Source organism: Streptomyces capitiformicae (assembly GCF_002214185.1).
Classification (GTDB): Bacteria; Actinomycetota; Actinomycetes; order Streptomycetales; family Streptomycetaceae; genus Streptomyces; species Streptomyces capitiformicae.
In genome coordinates, this window is sequence record NZ_CP022161.1 from 2849459 (window position 1) to 2866505 (window position 17047).

At 68.2% G+C, this 17047-nt stretch carries 13 protein-coding genes, 1 other RNA gene and 2 pseudogenes; 9 read left to right on the forward strand and 7 right to left on the reverse strand.

The features are described 5' to 3' along the window. Nucleotides 1-127 precede the first annotated feature (127 nt). From CES90_RS12695 to rnpB, 3 genes and pseudogenes are all read left to right on the forward strand, one after another. Nucleotides 128-952 carry a helix-turn-helix domain-containing protein gene (locus tag CES90_RS12695; protein ID WP_189784254.1) on the forward strand — a complete coding sequence of 275 codons (825 nt, stop codon included), beginning with the start codon at nucleotides 128-130 and terminating at the stop codon, nucleotides 950-952. Nucleotides 953-1034: 82 nt separating this feature from the next. Next, nucleotides 1035-1751: pseudogene (locus CES90_RS51945) on the forward strand (DMT family transporter); the annotation flags it as partial. A gap of 118 nt (nucleotides 1752-1869) precedes the next feature. Beyond that, nucleotides 1870-2285: RNase P RNA component class A (gene rnpB, locus CES90_RS12710), an RNA gene on the forward strand. Between the two features lie 280 nt (nucleotides 2286-2565). Here the strand turns inward: rnpB and CES90_RS51235 are convergent. Together CES90_RS51235 and CES90_RS12720 are read right to left on the reverse strand one after the other, a co-directional pair. Continuing rightward, a complete protein-coding gene (locus CES90_RS51235) occupies nucleotides 2566-2790 on the reverse strand; it encodes an amidohydrolase family protein (protein ID WP_208921418.1) in 225 nt (74 codons plus the stop codon). Next, a complete protein-coding gene (locus tag CES90_RS12720) occupies nucleotides 2756-3514 on the reverse strand; it encodes an amidohydrolase family protein (protein WP_208921419.1) in 759 nt (252 codons plus the stop codon). The genes CES90_RS51235 and CES90_RS12720 overlap by 35 nt, the downstream gene beginning before the upstream one ends. Nucleotides 3515-4176: 662 nt before the next feature. Here CES90_RS12720 and CES90_RS12725 point away from each other — a divergent pair. Then, entirely contained in the window at nucleotides 4177-4539 is a 363-nt protein-coding gene (locus tag CES90_RS12725; protein ID WP_189784255.1) for a group II intron maturase-specific domain-containing protein, read from the forward strand. 348 nt (nucleotides 4540-4887) lie between these two features. On the opposite strand, the gene CES90_RS12730 is transcribed toward CES90_RS12725, so the two are convergent. From CES90_RS12730 to CES90_RS12740, 3 genes are all read right to left on the reverse strand, one after another. Then, complete coding sequence (locus CES90_RS12730; protein ID WP_189784256.1) at nucleotides 4888-5379, reverse strand: GAF domain-containing protein; 492 nt, start codon at nucleotides 5377-5379, stop codon at nucleotides 4888-4890. A 767-nt stretch (nucleotides 5380-6146) separates the two neighbouring features. Continuing rightward, entirely contained in the window at nucleotides 6147-6824 is a 678-nt protein-coding gene (locus CES90_RS12735; protein ID WP_189784257.1) for a TylF/MycF/NovP-related O-methyltransferase, read from the reverse strand. Between the two features lie 211 nt (nucleotides 6825-7035). Further along, nucleotides 7036-7425: an ATP-binding protein gene (locus tag CES90_RS12740; protein WP_189784258.1), complete on the reverse strand. Its 390-nt coding sequence runs from the start codon at nucleotides 7423-7425 to the stop codon at nucleotides 7036-7038. A 335-nt stretch (nucleotides 7426-7760) separates the two neighbouring features. Here CES90_RS12740 and CES90_RS12750 point away from each other — a divergent pair, with 335 nt between their 5' ends. Genes CES90_RS12750 through CES90_RS12760 form a run of 3 tightly spaced genes read left to right on the forward strand, consistent with a single transcriptional unit; the run spans nucleotide 7761 to nucleotide 9156 of the window. Beyond that, on the forward strand, nucleotides 7761-8078 hold the full coding sequence (locus CES90_RS12750; protein ID WP_189784259.1) for a hypothetical protein: 318 nt from the start codon (nucleotides 7761-7763) through the stop codon (nucleotides 8076-8078). Then, entirely contained in the window at nucleotides 8075-8740 is a 666-nt protein-coding gene (locus tag CES90_RS12755; protein WP_189784260.1) for a YeeE/YedE family protein, read from the forward strand. The genes CES90_RS12750 and CES90_RS12755 overlap by 4 nt, the downstream gene beginning before the upstream one ends. Beyond that, on the forward strand, nucleotides 8740-9156 hold the full coding sequence (locus CES90_RS12760; protein ID WP_189784261.1) for a YeeE/YedE thiosulfate transporter family protein: 417 nt from the start codon (nucleotides 8740-8742) through the stop codon (nucleotides 9154-9156). Before CES90_RS12755 ends, CES90_RS12760 begins: the two co-directional genes overlap by 1 nt. A 108-nt stretch (nucleotides 9157-9264) precedes the next feature. Here CES90_RS12760 and CES90_RS12765 read toward each other — a convergent pair. Both CES90_RS12765 and CES90_RS12770 read right to left on the reverse strand, forming a co-directional pair. Further along, a pseudogene (locus CES90_RS12765) lies at nucleotides 9265-9789 on the reverse strand (IS701 family transposase); the annotation flags it as partial. Nucleotides 9790-9947: 158 nt separating this feature from the next. After that, entirely contained in the window at nucleotides 9948-12251 is a 2304-nt protein-coding gene (locus CES90_RS12770; RefSeq protein ID WP_189784262.1) for a beta-L-arabinofuranosidase domain-containing protein, read from the reverse strand. 1372 nt (nucleotides 12252-13623) lie between these two features. On the opposite strand from CES90_RS12770, the gene CES90_RS12775 reads away from it, so the two are divergent. Together CES90_RS12775 and CES90_RS12780 are read left to right on the forward strand one after the other, a co-directional pair. Then, nucleotides 13624-15048 carry a glycoside hydrolase family 43 protein gene (locus tag CES90_RS12775; protein WP_189784263.1) on the forward strand — a complete coding sequence of 475 codons (1425 nt, stop codon included), beginning with the start codon at nucleotides 13624-13626 and terminating at the stop codon, nucleotides 15046-15048. A 405-nt stretch (nucleotides 15049-15453) separates the two neighbouring features. After that, nucleotides 15454-17019, forward strand: coding sequence for an alpha-L-arabinofuranosidase B (locus tag CES90_RS12780; RefSeq protein WP_189784264.1), 1566 nt, complete (start codon nucleotides 15454-15456; stop codon nucleotides 17017-17019). Nucleotides 17020-17047 lie beyond the last annotated feature (28 nt).

Here is a 17047-nt window from a genome sequence, read left to right on the forward strand (position 1 = left end):
GGGACCAGTAGAAACGTTGACGCTGCGGCAGGGTCAAGCGAGCGCCTCCGGCGGGGCGAGAGCATGACGTGTGCGTAACCTGGAGAACCGGTGGCGAAGCACGAGGGCCGGGGGAGCGGGGCACGAAGTGAACGAACACGGCGAGACCCGCTGGACCCGCGCCACCCTCGGCCGCCCCGACCGCCCCCTGGACCTCCTCACCGCCCGCTTCGACCGCCACCGTTACGCCCCGCACACGCACGAGGAGTTCAGCGTGGGCATCTGCGTCCTGGGCGCCTCGTGCATCGACTACCGGGGCGGTGCCCTCAAGGTGGGGGAGGGCTCGATCGTCGTCCTGGCCCCCGGCGAGGTCCACACCGGCGAGTCGGCGTACGGCACCTACGCCTACCGCGCGCTCTACCCGGCCCCGGCCCTCCTCACCGACGGCATCCTCGGCGGCATCCCGCACTTCCGCGAGCCCCTGCTCCACGACCCCGAACTCGCCGCCGCCCTGCGCACCGCCCACACCGAGCTGAGCACCTGCCCCGATCCCCTGGAGGCCGAGTCCCGCCTCCCCTGGCTGCTCACGGCCCTGGCCCGCCGCCACTCCACGTCCCGTCCGACCCCGGACACGGTCCCCGGCGCGAGCACGATCGCCCACGCCGTACGAGACCGCCTGGCCGACGAGCTCATGGCGCCACCCTCCCTGGCCGACCTGGCCACCGACCTGGGCCTCTCCCGCTACCAGCTGCTCCGCGCCTTCCGCACGACCATGGGCATGCCCCCGTACGCCTGGCTCGCCCAGCACCGCGTGGCCCGGGCCCGCACCCTGCTGGAATTCGGCGGCCGCCCGGCGGAGGTGGCCGGCCAGGTGGGCTTCGCGGACCAGGCCCATATGACGAGGTGGTTCCGGAAGGTGCTGGGGGTGACGCCGGCGGCGTACCGCAACAGCGTTCAAGACGTAGGTCGCTGACCCGGCCGAAACTCCCCCCATGACTGCACGCGGCTGGTTCCTCTTCTCTCTGATGGGAGTCCTCTGGGGCATCCCCTACCTGATGATCAAAGTGGCGGTGGACGGTGTCTCCCCGTCGATGGTCGTGTTCGTACGCTGCGCCCTGGGCGCGGCCCTCCTCCTCCCCTTCGCGATCCGTCAGGGCGGACTGGCCGCGACCGTACGGGCACACTGGCGCCCGATGCTGGCGTTCGCGGTCATCGAGGTCATCGGCCCGTGGTGGACGCTGACCGACGCCGAACGCCACCTCTCCAGTTCCACGGCCGGCCTGTTGATCGCGGGCGTCCCGATCGTCGGGGTCGTTCTTGCCCGCTTCTTCGGCGACACGGAACGGCTGGGCGCCCGACGTGCGGTGGGCCTGGCCCTGGGCCTGGCAGGGGTAGCGGTCCTCACGGTCCCGCACCTGACGGGAGGCGATGCCCGCTCCCTGGCGGAGGTCGCGATCACGGTCGTCGGCTACGCCACTGCGCCCCTGATCATGGCCCGCCACCTGAAGCAGGTCCCCACGCTGCAACTGATAGCCCCGGTCCTCCTGCTGGCAGCAGTCGTGTACGCCCCCGCGGCGGCCCTGACCTGGCCGACCACGATGCCCTCGACCCCCGTACTGGTGTCGCTCGTGGGCCTGGGCGTGATCTGCACGGCGTTGGCCTTCGTCGCCTTCCTGGAACTGATCCGAGAGGTCGGCCCCACCCGGGCGACGGTCTTCACGTACGTCAACCCGGCGGTGGCGGTAGCGGCCGGAGCGCTCTTCCTGGGCGAACCCCTCACCGCCTCCGTCCTCGCCTCCTTCGCCCTGATCCTGGCGGGCTCCTTCCTGGCGACGGCGCCCGCGGGACCGAGGAGGGGCGCACGCCCGGTAGCATGGTCGACACGGCAGACGAGCCGGGCGGACGGCCGCGTGGAGTCCCCCTAGGGGGCTTCCCGAGGAACGTCCGGGCTCCACAGGGCAGGGTGGTGGCTAACGGCCACCCGGGGTGACCCGCGGGACAGTGCCACAGAAAACAAACCGCCCAGCACTCAGGTGCTGGGTAAGGGTGAAACGGCGGTGTAAGAGACCACCAGTGCCCAGGGTGACCTGGGCAGCTAGGTAAACCCCACCCGGAGCAAGGTCAAGAGGGAGTCACTTCCAGGGATAGGAAAGGGCTCCTGCGCGGACGTTCGAGGGCTGCCCGCCCGAGTCCGCGGGTAGACCGCACGAGGCCGGTGGCAACACCGGCCCTAGATGGATGGCCGTCGCCGGAGGGTTCGCGAGACCCCTCCGGAACAGAACCCGGCGTACAGCCCGACTCGTCTGCCGCTCATTAGTTCCGTGGGTCAGAGGCCATGTTTCTCGCTGAACAAAGCGTCCGGGTCGAATCCGGGTCGAATCCGGGTCGAATCCGGGTCGCATTCGGGCCTGCGTGAAGTACATGTACGAGGTGTCTTCTTGTCGACCCGCTCTGGCTGAACTCGATCACCGATGGTGCGTCCTGCGGCGGACCTTGGAAGGCGTCGCCATCCTGGAGCGGCAGTCGGCTCCAGGCCCTTTGTTGCCTGTGGCATGACGCCGGCTGCCGGATGACCGCCGGTTGTGATCACGGCGTTGGATGCAGACGTCCCAGTGCTGACAGCGCCGTCCTCGCTTCCGTTCGCCGAACGAAGTCCTGGCCGCGGTGGGCGATCAGGGCGCGCGGATCCTGGGTGCCCATCGGGAAGGGCCAGTCGCTGCCCAGGACCATGCGGTCCTCCCCGAACGTGGTCACCGCCAGGTCGACGACGGCGGGGTCATGGGCGAGGCAGTCGACGTAGAAGCGGCGCACCGCGTCTCGCGGGGATTCGGTCAGGGGGGAGGCCTGGGCGGCAGGTGTCGGTGCCGCGCTGCCGGCGGCCGACCACGGTGGGAAGCAGCCCGCCGCAGTGGACCAGCACGAACCGGAGCCGGGGATGCCGGGCGAGGACGTCGCCGAAGACGAGCTGAGCGGCGGCCAGTGCGGTTTCTGCCGGGTTGCCGAGGAGGTTGGAGAGGTAGAACGGCCTCAGCCGAGGGTCCGGGGAGGTTCCCGGGTGCAGGAGGAGGGTGCGGCCGTCCTCGTCCAGTACCTTCCAGAGCGGGGCGAGCGCGGGGTCGGCCAGAGAGACGGAGCCGCCCCCGGCCGATGCGGTCAGCCCGGCCCACGCCTCCTCGTCACGCAGCCGGGTGTACTCGTCGAGCGCGACCTCCGGGTGTTCCAGGGGGAGATGAGCGAGCAGAGTGAGTCGGTCGTGGCCGTCCAGCGCGCGCAGCAGACCGTCGTTGACGGCCCGGACCCAGCCGTGCGCGTCCGGTCGGCTCAGGTCCTGCCGGAAGAACGGCGGCGGGATCGTCACGATCGCCTCGTCCAGGTCGGCCGCGTCGAGATAGTCCTCCAGGCGATCGGGTCGGAACAGAGCGGGCGGTCCGACCAGGTGGCCGTCGATCAGCAGGAGGCCGTTGGCGTTCCGGGCCCAGCCGTCGAGTTGTGGGGCGAGATGGCTGTGCAGGTCGACACCGGGCAAGGTGGCCATCCGATCCGGAGATGAAAGAAAGACAGGAGAGAGACGGGGCGCTGCGGCGCCCGCCGACAGCGCCGCACCGCGTTCAGGAGGGACCTTGGCCGGGCCCTGGCCGGTGCAGGGAGCCTCGGCTCGGCCAAGCTCCGGCTTCGGGAGGACGGGATCAGGCCAGGGCCGCCGCGCTCTGCAGCACGTCGCCGATGGCCCGGCCGGCGACCTCCCGGGGCAACGCGCTGCCCGACGCTGGCGGCCGGGCCGCGCACGATCAGGTCGGCGGACCAGGTGACGCGGCTTCCCGACTCGCAAGGCAGGAAGGCAAGTTCGATGCGGACGTCGACGGCATGCTGGGCCCGCCGGGCGTGAACGGCCAGCACCGTGCCGCCCTCGTCGGCGTGTTCGGCGCGGATACGGGTGTGCAGGGGCAGCCGTCCGAAGGGCGTGGTCGGGCTGAACAGCGCGTGCACCGAGCCGTCCGGTCCGGTCGTCACCGTAGCCGACACCGAGGAGGTCCGCCACGACCTGCGCAACGGTGGTCTCATGGCCCTGCCCGAAGGCGCCCCCGCCGGTGACCGCGTAGACCGAGCTGTCCGCGCCGAGCCGTCCGCGCCGAGCCGCACCAGGCCGCCCTGGGGTTCACGTTCCGGCCACGAGGAGCCAAGGACAAGCACGGGGTGATGTTCACCGCGTTCCTGCCCGCGATCAGTAACCAAGCCCTGAAGAGGCTGAGCAAGACGGTGCGGTCCTGGGGACTGCACCGGCGCACGGCGCAGGAGTCATCTGACCTGGCACGGACAGTCAATCCGGTGGTCAGGGGATGGATGAACTACTACGGGCGCTTCTACCGCTCAGCGCTGTATCCGCTGCTCGACCGCATCAACACCTACTTGCTGCGGTGGATCCAGAAGAAGTACCGGGTTGGGACGAAACAAGCCCTGCGACGGTTGGCCCGAGGCCACACGTCACGCCCGAAGTACTTCGCTCACTGGACCTGGGCGGCCCCGGCAGGGGCGAGGCTCAGAACGACAAGAGCCGTATGACGGGAGACCGTCACGTACGGTTCCGTGGGAGCCCGGGGGTGAGATTCCCCCGGGCGACCCGACTATTAGGTGGCGGAAGGTCACTCGGAAGTCCCTCACAGCGCTGGTAGTCCCTGAGAAGTTCCAGGCGTGGAGGGGCGGGCGAGGCCTCTGGGCCAGGCATTCGTGTCAGCCGTCGGGGCTCACACGTCCCAGTCTCCAGGTGTCCATGATCAAGGGGAAGCTTCAACGCTCCGTCAACACCGAACCTGAGACGGGCCGTTGATCGGGCAGTCCCCTATCGGGGCGTCAGATCACCCAATTCCGGTGACATACCCAGGGTTGGTCCTGCGGGCAGGCTCGGTGAGCTCAGCCGTTCGCAGTGGGCTCGACGGGGATGGTGGCCGCGTCTTGCATGAACAAGGCAATCTGGTCGTCTGTGAATTCGAGGCTGTGCTCGAAGCCGAGTCCCACGACAGCCAGGAGCGTCTCGGGATCGGTTGGCGAGGAGACGGGCAGGGTCACAGAGCTCTTCGACTCGGAAGCACGGGCCAGCGGGCGTGCGACTCCTGAGGTGTCCGTCTGCAGATCGACCATCACGACGGGCTCGCGGCGTTCCGCGGCGACTCCGGCGACGCCCTTGCCGATGGGGACGACGGCGGCGGCGTTCTGGATTCGGGCGGGGAGATTGTAGGCAGCGACCAGGAATATCTGGCCTGCGGAAGCAGACTCGGCCAGATGTACGGAGCCGACGAAGCCGCCATGGCGTTCAACGAAGGTGGCGAGCCAGGCAGCAATGTCGCGGCGTGCGTTTTTCTGAACGGTCTCACTCAGTTCGTTTGCTGAGGTTTGCGTAGACATGTGGAGCTCCTTTGGTGGGTGAAGGAGAGGTTGTACATGCCGTGGACGGGAGTCATGGAAAGGGCCACGTCTTCGGATGCGGCTGCGAGCAGGAAGCCGAGACCGGATGCGGCCTGGACCAACGTCTGGGTCGGCCACTGCGCAACGATATCTGAAGGGTGTATCTGGTCGGTGCAGTGTGCCGCGCTGGATCGTGCAGGCCCGTCGGCGATGCCGCAGTTCGCGTGCGGCGATCGGGAACGCCGGTCGTGTTGGTGGCGAACGCCGTGAGCCGAAGCCCGTCGGCATCCGTGAACCGCAACTGCGCACCAGGGTGGTTGAGCCGGCCCGCAGCGCGGTGCCGGTGTCGCCACCGGCCGCATCATCTTCGGCCGGCTCCTGAGGACGTCGCCGTCGAGCTCGGCGATTCAGGCGCCGTCGTGGATCTGGTCGCCCGGCCCGACAGCCACCGCCCACGCGGTGGGCGTGAGACGTACCGGTGCATCCGTGCGGTAGAAGGCCCACTTCACCGTCGTGTTGCTGTGACCAGTTGAATCCGGGGCAGCGTACTTCGCGAAGGGTTCCCGGTAGCAAGCAAGGATCGAGCCTCACCGAGACGATGAGGCTCGATCCTGTGGAGTACGCGTATTCCGTCGAGTTCATGTGTGAACGACTCGACGTGTCCAAGTCAGGCTGCCGGCTGGTGGCAAAGACCCGATTCCGCGGCAGCCCAACGACGCGAGAAATTGAACTCGGCTACCGCACCGGTCTCATGGCCGAAGTAAGCGTCACGCGGATATCCGCTGGGCGGCCAGTGTCCGGTCGGCGTGAATGACGCGATAACGCTCGTCCCGGCCGAGCCATTGGTGCACGGCTTTGCGACACCCGTCGTGGATGACGTAGTCGTCGAAGAGAATGATGCCGCCGACGCTGACTCGGTCCGCGATCCGCTCCATACACAGCCGTACGGACTCGTACCAGTCGCAGTCGATGTGGGCGAAGGCGACCGGCTCGTCGACGAACAGGGTGTCCTCGTAGAGCCCCTTGACAAAGGTGATACGGGACTTCTCCGGGTCGATGCCGACCCGGCGCATGTTCTCCTGGGTGAAGGCGAGCAGGTCGTCGATGTGCTCTTGGTAGTTCTGGAAGGTCCGGTCGTGTTCGCGCTCGAGAACGCCGCTCACCAGCGCCTGGTAATCGGCGCGCGACTTGTCGTCGTCCTCGTCACCGGGCGCGGGTACCATCGTGAACACGTCGTACAGGTGCAGCGGCCGGTCGGCCGCCTTGGTCTGCGCGATCACGATCGCCGACCCGCCCATAGCCACGCCGGCCTCCAGGAAAATGCCCGGCACGTTGGCGGATTCGACCCGGGCGGCCATGTCGTGCAATACCTCCAGCTTGCCCGGGCTGACTGAGAAGGTGAGCGAGTTACTCCGCAGGAACTCGATCGTCTCGATGACGTTCACGGGACCTCCATGAGCCGACGGTTTCAGCAGAGGCTGTCAAGGGGGGTGGTGAGAGCGCTGGTCGAAGCTATCACGGTGTCAAGATCACTCATCATTTTGTCGCAAGCCTGGACGTACTTGTCAATCAGTCCGGCCTCCTGAAACGTACAGCGGGCGCTGGACACTGCGCCCCAATGGCGTCCCCCGGCCGCAACCCGAGGCCGTCACGCCGTCACGCCGCCGCGCAGCTCGGCCCATACCGTCTTGCCGGGGCGGTCGGGTGAGGAGTGACACCCGATTCGTCCGCGAGGGTGGCGAGGAGGTGGAGGCCGCGGCCGGACCTGGATGCCGAGTCGGGGTTCGGAAGTGTGGATGGAGGCTGCTTCTCGGCGCGGGTGTCGGTCACCTGAAAGCGGAACGTGGCCTCGGCCAGGATGAGTTGGAGATGGAAGTCCCGGCCGGGGACGTGGTCGTGGCGTACGGCGTTGGCGCTGAGTTCGGCCGTGATGAGGGTGAGCGTCTCGTTGGCCGGGGTTGTGTGGGGGTGGCCCCAGTCGTTCAGGCGGTGTGAGACGAGTCGGCGGGCGAGGCGGGCGCCGTGCGGGGTCGAGGTGAAGCGCATGGTGAACTCGCGTTCGGATGTGCGCCGACCACGGAGACGCCTTCGGGGAGGACGGCTACCACGGCCGTGGCATCGCTCATCCGACCGTGCTGAACGTGCCGTTCGCGGCCTGGCTGTCGGAGTAGGCGGCTACGTTCCCCCGCCGCGCTCTCAGTGCGCAGGCTCACGTGGGCGGCACGGGGGCGCCCCGACGCCGTGCCCGGGTTGCCGGAGTGAGCCGGACGAGCTCGTCCGGGACTGGGCACACGCGACGCGATGTTCACCGTGTGAGGCGGCGCCTCAGCCATCAACTACCCACGCTTGTAGGCAGATTGGGATGATGGTTGGATCACCCTGTGGGTTGCTTACATGCTTCGACGTGTCCTCTCTTCCCCCATCTCAACCAGAGTCTGGCGGGCTGGCGCAGCTACTACTGCGACAACGAGGCCAACTGGCGCGACTGCGCGCGCTACCAGGTGTCACTCACCGGCGAGCGGGTGCCGATCACCCTGCTGCCCAACGGACGGCACGCCCGTCATCTGGCGCCGAAACCCGCGCCCACCGCTTCCGAGAGGCGCGGTCCCGGCCCTGCCGAACAGCCGCCGGCGGCCCCCGACGAGCCCGAACGGGGCTGGTGGGCCCGGTTGGCCGAGTGGATGAAAGGCAACGCATGACCGCTTACTGGCCCTGGTGGGCGGGTGCTGTCGGACTCGCCGTACTGACCATCGGCTACACCCTCGCCACCGACCGGTCGTTCGGGGTGTCGGGGGCCTGGGAGCGAGTGCTGCACTGGCGGCGTGAAGCCGAACTGGAGCGGAGGGAGGCGGAGTTCACCGACGAACAGGCTCTTGTCGCCGCCCTCGGTGCGGCCACCGCCGAACATTTCGGCACCGTGCCCGCCGCGCCCGTGCCCGCCGCGCCCGTGCCCGCCGCGCCCGTCCCTGCCGCGCCCCCGGGGCCGCCCGCCGTACCGGTCACGGACGGACGCCGCCGAGGCGGGTACCTGCGCCCCGCTCCGCTGGTCACCCAGGCCGTCCTGCTGGTCTCGATCTTCGTGGGCGGACTGATCGCCGCCGTCACCTCCGGGCGGTTCGACGTCCGCTTCGACATGGGCGCGGGCTACCGGCATCTGGTGACCGGCAACCCGGTCGCCATGGTCGCCCTGCTCTTCGTGGGAGGCGTACTGGTCGGCTTCGGCACCCGGCTGGCCGGTGGCTGCAGTTCGGGGCACGGGCTCAACGGCTGCGGTCGGCTCAGCCCTGTCAGTCTCGTCGCGACGGCCACATTCTTCGGTACTGCAGTCGCGGTGTCGTTCCTCCTGTGGAAGGTGATCTGATGCGTAGCCGGGGCGGAGTCCTGCTCGCCAACCTCTTCACCGGGCTCGCTCTCGGCTTCATCGTGACCCGTATCGGGTTCGGCGACTACGCCGAACTGAACCGCATGTTCACCTTCCAGGACCTGCGGATGCTCCTCTCCTTCTTCGGCGCCGTCGTGATCATCGCGGGTGTGTTCGCCCTGCTGCGGGTGCGCCGGGGCGCGGGGCGCCTCCACGCCGGCGTCGTCCCCGGCGCGGTCCTGTTCGGTATCGGCTGGGCCATCTCCGGGGGATGCCCGGCGATTCCGATCATCCAGGTCGCCAGTGGTTACCTGCCCGCCTTGGTCACCATCGCGGGCATCGTCGTCGGGGTCAGGCTGTGCCGCTGGGCCAGTGCCCGGTTCTTCCGTATCGACAGGGGCACCTGCGAAGGGTGAGCGGCGGGGCCCGGGCGGGGCCCTCGCGGCGTCGGCCTCCGCCGGGTGCCGGGCGATGCTCGGCATTCGGACGACCGTAGGATCGGTACAACGCAGCGCCTTCGCCCCGGCCTCAAGCGCGGCGGCGATCATCTCCCAGGCCAGGCGGGGTTTGGCCGCGAACTGAATCTCCTTGGGTATCCCGGCAGCGTGGCGGCGCTCGGAATCGCCGCACCAGGACTGCTCGGGCGGGTAGAGCCGGCGGCCGACCAGTGCCCGCCCCCGGCTCGTGGCGTAGGCGAGGAATACACCCACCTGGGCGTTCTCGATACGCCCGGCTGTGCCGGTGTACTGGCGCTGCACTCCCGCCGAGGCGTGGCCCTTCTTCATGAAGCCGGTCTCGTCCACGACCAGGACACCGCCGTCGGTGCCGAGGTGCTCGACGGCATAGGCACGCAGGCCGTCACGGACGGCGTCGGCGTCCCAGCGGGCGAAGCGCAGCAGCCGCTGCATCGGCCCCGGCCGGGCCAGGCCGGCCTGTTCGGCCAGCTGCCAGCAGTTCTTCCGCTCCGCCTTCGACAGCAGCCCGAGCAGATAGGCACGGGCACTCGCGCGGGGCTCAACTCGGCCGAAGCGGCCCGCGATCCGGGCCATGGCCTGGTCGAACATCGCCCGCCAGCGGGCAGGGTCCACGCTATGGCCCGCGGCCACCGCACGATCTTCGTTTGTCCACACACCAACCGATGATCACGCGGTGGCCGTACCAGTTCCCAGCCGGGTACGGCCACAGATCGCGAAGTCAGAATGGAGTACTAGTTCCTCAAGATGCGCCACCGGTTGTCGGCAGTGCCATCGTCCGAGTCCTGGACCGCGAACGCACCGACGGCGGTGGAGTTGTTCGCGATGGCGAGCAACTTGCCGCTGTTCTCGTTGCGGATCTTGTAGGTCCCGTCTCCCTGGTCGAGCAGCGTCCATCTGTGGTCGGCGGTGCCGTTGTCCGTCCACTGCAGGACGGTCGCGTCGTCTGCCGTGGACATGTCCAAGATGCCGAGCACCTTGCCGCTGTTGGCGTTGCGGAAGCGGACCTTGTCTCTGTCGGGGATCATTTGCCAGTCGTGGTCGGCGGTGCCCGAGTCGTGCCACTGCAGAGCGCGGCCGCCGTTGGCCGTGGACATGCTCTGGATGCCCAGCACGAGACCGCTGGCCACGTTGGCGAGACGGACGGTGCCGCTGGTGTTCCAGTAGACGGTGTAGTTGTGGCCGTGCGCGTCGTGGAAGGGGCCCAGGTTGACGGTGGAGCCGTTGGCGGTGGCGGTGAAGGCGAGCGAACTGCTGCTGGTCCGTGTGATCGACGACGTGTTCAGTGTCGGGAGGGAGCTGAGCGCGGTGTCGCCGTAGTTGCCGGACAGGACCACCGGGCCGTAGGTGATCGCGACGAGGTTCGGGTTGTCGTTGGCCGTTCGCATGATGACCCGCATGGGCAGGCGGACGGTGACCGTGTCGCCGGAGCTCCAGGAGCGGCTCAGGGTGGCGTAGCTGCCGGGGGTGGTGGTGATGTTCTGCGCGACGCCGTTGACGCTGATGGTGGCCCCGGTGGTCCAGCTCGGGATGCGGATGCGCATCGCCCAGGTTCCGCTGACGTTGCCGGTGACCTGCAGGGTCGTGGTGTCGCTGACGGGGTAGGACGTGGTCTGGGTGACCGTGATTCCGCGCTCGGACCAGTTGAGCACCGAGGGCACGAACATGTTCACGATCAGGGTGTTGTCACTGCGGAAGTAGATGGAGTCCATCAGCCTGGTGTTCATCTCCAGGCCCGTGCCCTGGCAGCACCAGAAGGTGCCGTAGTCGGTGCTCCAGGTGCCGCCGCCCACCCCCGGGCCCACACCGCGTCGGGCTCCCGGGTTGAGCGGGGTGAAGTAGGTGACGTGGCCGTGGTTGTCGGCCGGGTTCTGCTGGCCGATCATCTGGTTCAGCCATGCCCGCTCGTAGTAGTCGAACAGCGCGGCCCGGTTCGGGTCCAGCGCGAACAGTTCGCGGGTGAGGCTGAGCATGTTGAAGGTGTTGCAGCTTTCGCAGGTGTCCTTGTTCAGGTAGCCGGCGATGGCGTTCGGGGCGCGGAAGTGCTCCGCCTGGCTGTTGCCGCCGATGGCATAGGTGTGCGCGTTGACGGTGAGGTTCCAGGCGTTGGTGGCGATGTCCCGGTAGCGGGTCGTGCCGGTCGCCTTGTACTCCCGCGCGGCCCCGATCCACTTGGGTACCTGCGTGTTGGCGTGCAGTCCGTTGAGCCGGTCCTGGTTGGCCGCCAGCGGGTCGAACACCGCGGCGTGGTCGAACCGCCGGGCGACAGTGAGCCACCGCGCATCGCCTGTCTGCTGGTAGAGATCGGTCAGTACGGCGTTCATGCCGCCGAACTCGGTTCGCAACGTGGCCTGCATCTGCTGGCTGGTCAGCCGGCCGGTGCGCAGGTCGACCCATCCCGCCAGGGCGAGCAGCACGTCTCGGGCCTGTGTGCTGCCGATGTGGCGCCATACGTCCAGCAGGCCCATGAGGGTCTTGTGGATGGTGTAGTACGGCACGCCCCGCGGGGTCCCCTGCTCGAGAGCGGTGAAGTCGGACTCGGGGAGGCCGGAAAGGTACCCGGCGTTGAAACCGGCGGCGCTGTTGTTGGCCTGGCACTTGGCCAACTCCGCAACCATGTAGGTGGCCTTGTCCCGGCAGGTGGTGTCCCCGGTCACGGCGTACAGCTGTGCCCATGCCGTGAGGAAGTGCCCTTGGACGTGGCTGCGGAAGGCGAAGTTCGGTGCCTCCCAGCCGCCGGTGGCAACCGCGCCGTTGGTGGACAGCCGGTGGTTGGCGCGGAAGTTGTACAGCAGCCGGTCGACATCGATGAACCGCAGGTAGTTCTGCGTGCGGTTCTGGTTGTCCAGCCACCGGCTCGCGGTGAGCCGGACCTGGCCGAGTTCGAAGGGGTGCGCCAAGACCCCGATGTCGGCCCGTGCGGGAGGGACGACCGCCGCGTGGGCGGGAGATGCGCCAATGAAGGATCCGGTGGCAGAGGCGGCGGCGGTGGCCCCGGCTATTTGCAGGAGGCGCCGTCTGCTAACGGAGGAAGACATTGTGCACCTTTCGATAGGGCAGAGCCGCTGCTTGGACTTTTGATGTGCCAGCTCACACGTCCGACGGTCGGACGCGGCGCGTCACGGCCTTGTGTGCTGCCGACGTGGCGGCCCTACGGCCGACAGACCGACGACATCTTCCTCGCCAGGTTCGACGTTTCAAACGTCGTCCGAAATATGGAACAAGAATCTTCGCTGACACATTGGATGGATTAACGGATATGAACGCTGCCTCTGTCTAGTCTTGCGGCACAAAATCCTTGTCCACCTCCGGATGGGCGTCCGACCGGCGCCGTGGCAGCCTAGCCATACATGGGATGTGTCGAGAAGGGGTGTGAGGATCACCGACACCACCGGAGCGTGCTTTGTGCGTACCGGCGACCGGTGAGTCCGACCGCACCCAGGCCTGGGCCAACATGCCGACGTCATGGGGCCCGGCACCCGCGTCTGCCGCGTTGTCGCCGGTGGCCGACTCCCCCACGCTCGAACCACCCGACAGGCGGGGTCCGGGACTCGGGTCCGAGAGCGCGGCCGCCTGGGATCACAGCCATGAAACAGGGTGGGGTTGTTGCGTCGCGGCGGTCGGGCTCGTGGCCGTCCTCGGTAGTGAGAGCCGGATCCCGTCGGACGGACCGGCGAGTCGCCAGAGTCGCAAACTCGGCCTGAATCACCCGAGTTAACGCCGTTGGCCGGACAGGCCGTTCGAGGGTTACGGGCGTCGGACGTATTGACGCACCCTGTTTTCCGGACCTAATGTCTGCCCGATTTCACGAACGCCATCCGATATATCGAACGATTCTGCTGGTCGACAGCGAGTTGGCTACAGAGGCTTCCCCGGCCGAGCGCGGGGAGGGAGCGCCGCCGGGCGCAACAGCTGTCAGCACCGAGAGGCGGAGAATCGGTCGACCGCCACTGATACCGCCACACTGCGAAGGCCGCCGCCGGGCTGGCCCAGAGAGAACAGGAGCCCTTGAGAGCAGGACGCCGAAGCGGCGCACAAATAAAGCGCTTCATGGGCGCCGAAAAACGACAGACCGTCTTACCGCGCCGTACCCACGCGCGCTCCGATCGCCAACCGTCGTCCGGCCCGCACCACGACCGCCCCACTCGGGCGACAGCCGTGACTTCGCCGCACAAACCGTCATCCCGCAAGCCGTCACGCCACCGACGCACCGGCTCGCGTGGCCCGGCCCTGCCGTCACCACGGCGACATGCACCCGCACACGCGAGACACACCGTTGCCCGGATCCGCCCCCTTTTGGATCGTGCGGTAGCCGATCCTGTCCCTCCCGCACCGAGACCGAGCTTCCCCCGCTACGCCGCTTGTCCTTTTCGCGCGATGGCGGCATTCGCAGAACGACAGGAGACGCACATGCCCAGGCTTCTCTCCCGGCTGACGGCGTTTTTGGTCGCCGTCGGCCTACTCCTGACAGGCCAAGCCCTGATCACACCGCAGCGGGCCGCCGCCGCCGACCCCGGCTACCTGATGGTGCACTTCACCGGGGAGGGGGCGGACGGTCAGTCGTTGTACCTCGCGCACAGCACGGACGGCCGGCACTGGACCGACCTCAACGACGGGGGAATAGTCCTGCGCTCCACGGTGGGCACGAAGGGGCTGCGCGACCCCGCGCTGGTGCGCTCTCCCGACGGGAGCCGGTACTGGATCATCGCGACGGACCTGTGCATCGGCTGTGGCTCGACGTGGGCCGGCTCCACCTCCAACGGCAGCCGCAGCCTCGTGGTGTGGGAGTCGACGGACCTGGTCACCTGGTCGCAACCGTGGCTGCTCAACGTCGCCGGCGCGATCCCCGACGGGCGCAACGCGTGGGCACCGGATGCCATCTGGAACCCCGAGACCAACGACTACGTCCTGTACTGGGCGACGAACGCGACGCTCAACGGTGTGCTCAAGCACCGCATCTACTACGCCCGCACCACCGACTTCCGCACCATCACCACCCCGCAGCTCTGGATCGACCGCCCCGGCACCCAGAACGTCATCGACCCCGCGATCACCGCTATGCCGGCCGGTGTCGGCAGCTACCGCTACGTACGAGCATCCGCCGACGGCCAGGTCACGCTCGAAGGCAGCAACTCGCTCCTGGGAACGTGGACGAGCATCGGCGACCTCCGCAACGTCGGCCTGCCCTTCACCAACGTCGAAGGCCCGACGTGGATGAAGTTCAGGGACCGCAATGAATGGACCATCTTCGTCGACCAGCCGAACCACGGTTACCACCCGGTCGTGACGGCCAACCCGACCGATGTCGGCACCTACCGGCTCCCGGCGTCGGGAAGCTACACCATGGGCGGCACCAAGAAGCGCCAGGGCTCGATCCTCACGCTGACGGCCGCCGAGGAGAGCCGCGTGCTCGCACGCTGGCCCAGCACCCCGGTCAACCGGCTCCAGTCGTACAACTTCCAGGACCGCTACGTGCGGCACGCCAACTTCGACGTGCGCATCGACCAGAACATCACCGGCCCGGACGCCCAGTTCCGGCTGCGGCCCGGCCTGGCGGGCTCCGGCACCGTCTCCTTCGAGTCGGTCAACTTCCCCGGGTACTTCCTGCGGCACTCCAACTACGACTTCCAACTGGTCCGCAACGACGGCACCACCCAGTTCGCCGCCGACGCCACCTTCCGCCAGGTCGCAGGACTTGCCGACTCGAGCTGGTCGTCCTTCCAGTCCTACAACCACCCGGACCGCTACATCCGCCACTACGCCTACGCACTCCGCCTCGACCCGATCACCACCACGACGGCCCGCGGCGACGCCACCTTCCGTGTGACGAGCTGACCCGACGCCGAGAGGGATGCCGGCGCCTCCAGGGAGAACGCCGGCATCTCCTGGCATCCGCCGCCCAACGCCCTGTCTTCCCGCGTTCCGCGTTCCGCGCTTGGAGACGGCGACGACGTGACGGCGGGCAGGGGAGACACATTCGAGCTCTACCTCAAGCCCAATGACGTGACCCCCAGTCGCAAGCAACGGCGGTACCAGCGCCTGTGGCACCACCTCACTGTGGCGCCAGGACACCAGCCGGCTCGCCGCCGCCTCCGGAGCTGATGAGCAGCCCGCCCCGAGTCCGGTGCCGATACGGCCGAAGCCGCACCGGCACGGAGGCGTCAACGCGACCCGCACCGTCCGCACAGTCGGGCACCGGGGGTTCGTCGACGCTCACACCCCACCTGTGAAGGAGTTCTCATGATCAAGCCACCGTGGATCCGCCGCGCCAGACGTGCACTCCTCGCGGCGGTTGCCACCGCCGCGCTCTCCGCAGGCCTGCTCACTGCCACGGCCACCACCTCGCAGGCCGCCACCCAGGGACCGTGCGACATCTACGCCGCGGGCAACACCCCCTGCGTCGCCGCGCACAGCACCACCCGCGCCCTGTACGGGGCGTACAACGGCCCGCTCTACCAGGTCAAGCGCGCCTCCGACAACACGACCAGGGACATCGGCCTGCTGAGCGCCGGCGGATACGCCAACGCCGCCGCGCAGGACTCCTTCTGCGCGAACACCAGCTGCCTCATCACCGTCATCTACGACCAGTCCGGCAAGGGCAACAAGCTCACCCAGGCGCTCAAGGGCCAATGGCCCGGGCCGGCCGAGGGCGGCAACGACAACCTGGCCAACGCCTTCGAGGCACCGGTCACGATCGCCGGCCACAAGGCGTACGGCGTCTACGTGGCCCCCGGCACCGGCTACCGGAACAACAACACCAACGGCATCGCCACCGGCGACCAGCCCGAGGGCATGTACGCGGTCCTCGACGGCACCCACTACAACGCCGGCTGCTGCTTCGACTACGGCAACGCCGAGACGACCGGCTTCAACGAGGGCAACGGCACCATGGAGGCCATCTACTTCGGCAACAGCAGGGGCTGGGGCTACGGCAACGGCACCGGCCCCTGGGTCATGGCCGACTTCGAGAACGGCCTGTTCTCCGGGGTCAACACCCGCTTCAACGACATCCCCTCCGTCAGCCACCGGTTCCTGACCGCCACGCTCAAGGGCGGCCCGAACCAGTGGGCCATCCGCGGCGGCAACGCCCGGTCGGGCAGCCTGTCCACCTACTACAACGGCGTACGCCCCAACGCTCCCGGCTACAACCCGATGAAGAAGCAAGGCGCGATCATCCTCGGCATCGGCGGCGACAACAGCAACACCGGCGCCGGTACCTTCTACGAAGGCGTCATGACCTCGGGCTACCCCTCGGACGCCACCGAGAACGCCGTACAGGCCAACATCACCGCCGCCGGCTACAACAGCGGCTCGACCAGCACCGGCTCGCTGACGCCCGGCTCCCGGATCTCCCTGAAGGCCACCACCGACCCCTGCTGCACCTCGCACTACCTCCGCCACAACGGCGCCGACGCCAAGGTCGGCATCTCCAACATCAACTCCTCCAGCTCGGCCACCGACAAGGCCGACGCCACCTGGATCGTCCGTGCCGGCCTGGCCAACAGCTCCTGTCTGTCCTTCGAGTCCGCCAACAAGCCCGGCCAGTTCCTGCGCCACCGCAACTACGAGCTCTACCTGAAGACCAACAACGGCGAGGCCTCGTTCGCGAACGACGTCACCTTCTGCCCCACGGCGGGCAACAGCGGGGTCGGCACCTCCTTCAAGTCCGTCAACTTCCCGACGAAGTACATCCGCCACTACAGGTTTGTGGCCTACATAGCCAGTAACGGCGGCTCCAACGCCTGGGACTCCACGACGGCGTGGGCCAAGGACACCAGTTGGCTCACCGCATCTCCCTGGAGCTGACCCAAGGACCGAACCCGTGGGCGCCTCG

Bases quoted from the DNA above. Each gene is read 5' to 3' on its own strand.
- CES90_RS12740 (WP_189784258.1), bottom strand. From the start codon at position 7,425: ATGCGCTTCACCTCGACCCCGCACGGCGCCCGCCTCGCCCGCCGACTC.
- CES90_RS12755 (WP_189784260.1), top strand. From the start codon at position 8,075: ATGACCGCTTACTGGCCCTGGTGGGCGGGTGCTGTCGGACTCGCCGTA.
- CES90_RS12780 (WP_189784264.1), top strand. From the start codon at position 15,454: ATGATCAAGCCACCGTGGATCCGCCGCGCCAGACGTGCACTCCTCGCG.
- CES90_RS12775 (WP_189784263.1), top strand. From the start codon at position 13,624: ATGCCCAGGCTTCTCTCCCGGCTGACGGCGTTTTTGGTCGCCGTCGGC.
- CES90_RS12770 (WP_189784262.1), bottom strand. From the start codon at position 12,251: ATGTCTTCCTCCGTTAGCAGACGGCGCCTCCTGCAAATAGCCGGGGCC.
- CES90_RS12760 (WP_189784261.1), top strand. From the start codon at position 8,740: ATGCGTAGCCGGGGCGGAGTCCTGCTCGCCAACCTCTTCACCGGGCTC.
- CES90_RS12725 (WP_189784255.1), top strand. From the start codon at position 4,177: ATGTTCACCGCGTTCCTGCCCGCGATCAGTAACCAAGCCCTGAAGAGG.
- CES90_RS12720 (WP_208921419.1), bottom strand. From the start codon at position 3,514: ATGGCCACCTTGCCCGGTGTCGACCTGCACAGCCATCTCGCCCCACAA.
- CES90_RS12730 (WP_189784256.1), bottom strand. From the start codon at position 5,379: ATGTCTACGCAAACCTCAGCAAACGAACTGAGTGAGACCGTTCAGAAA.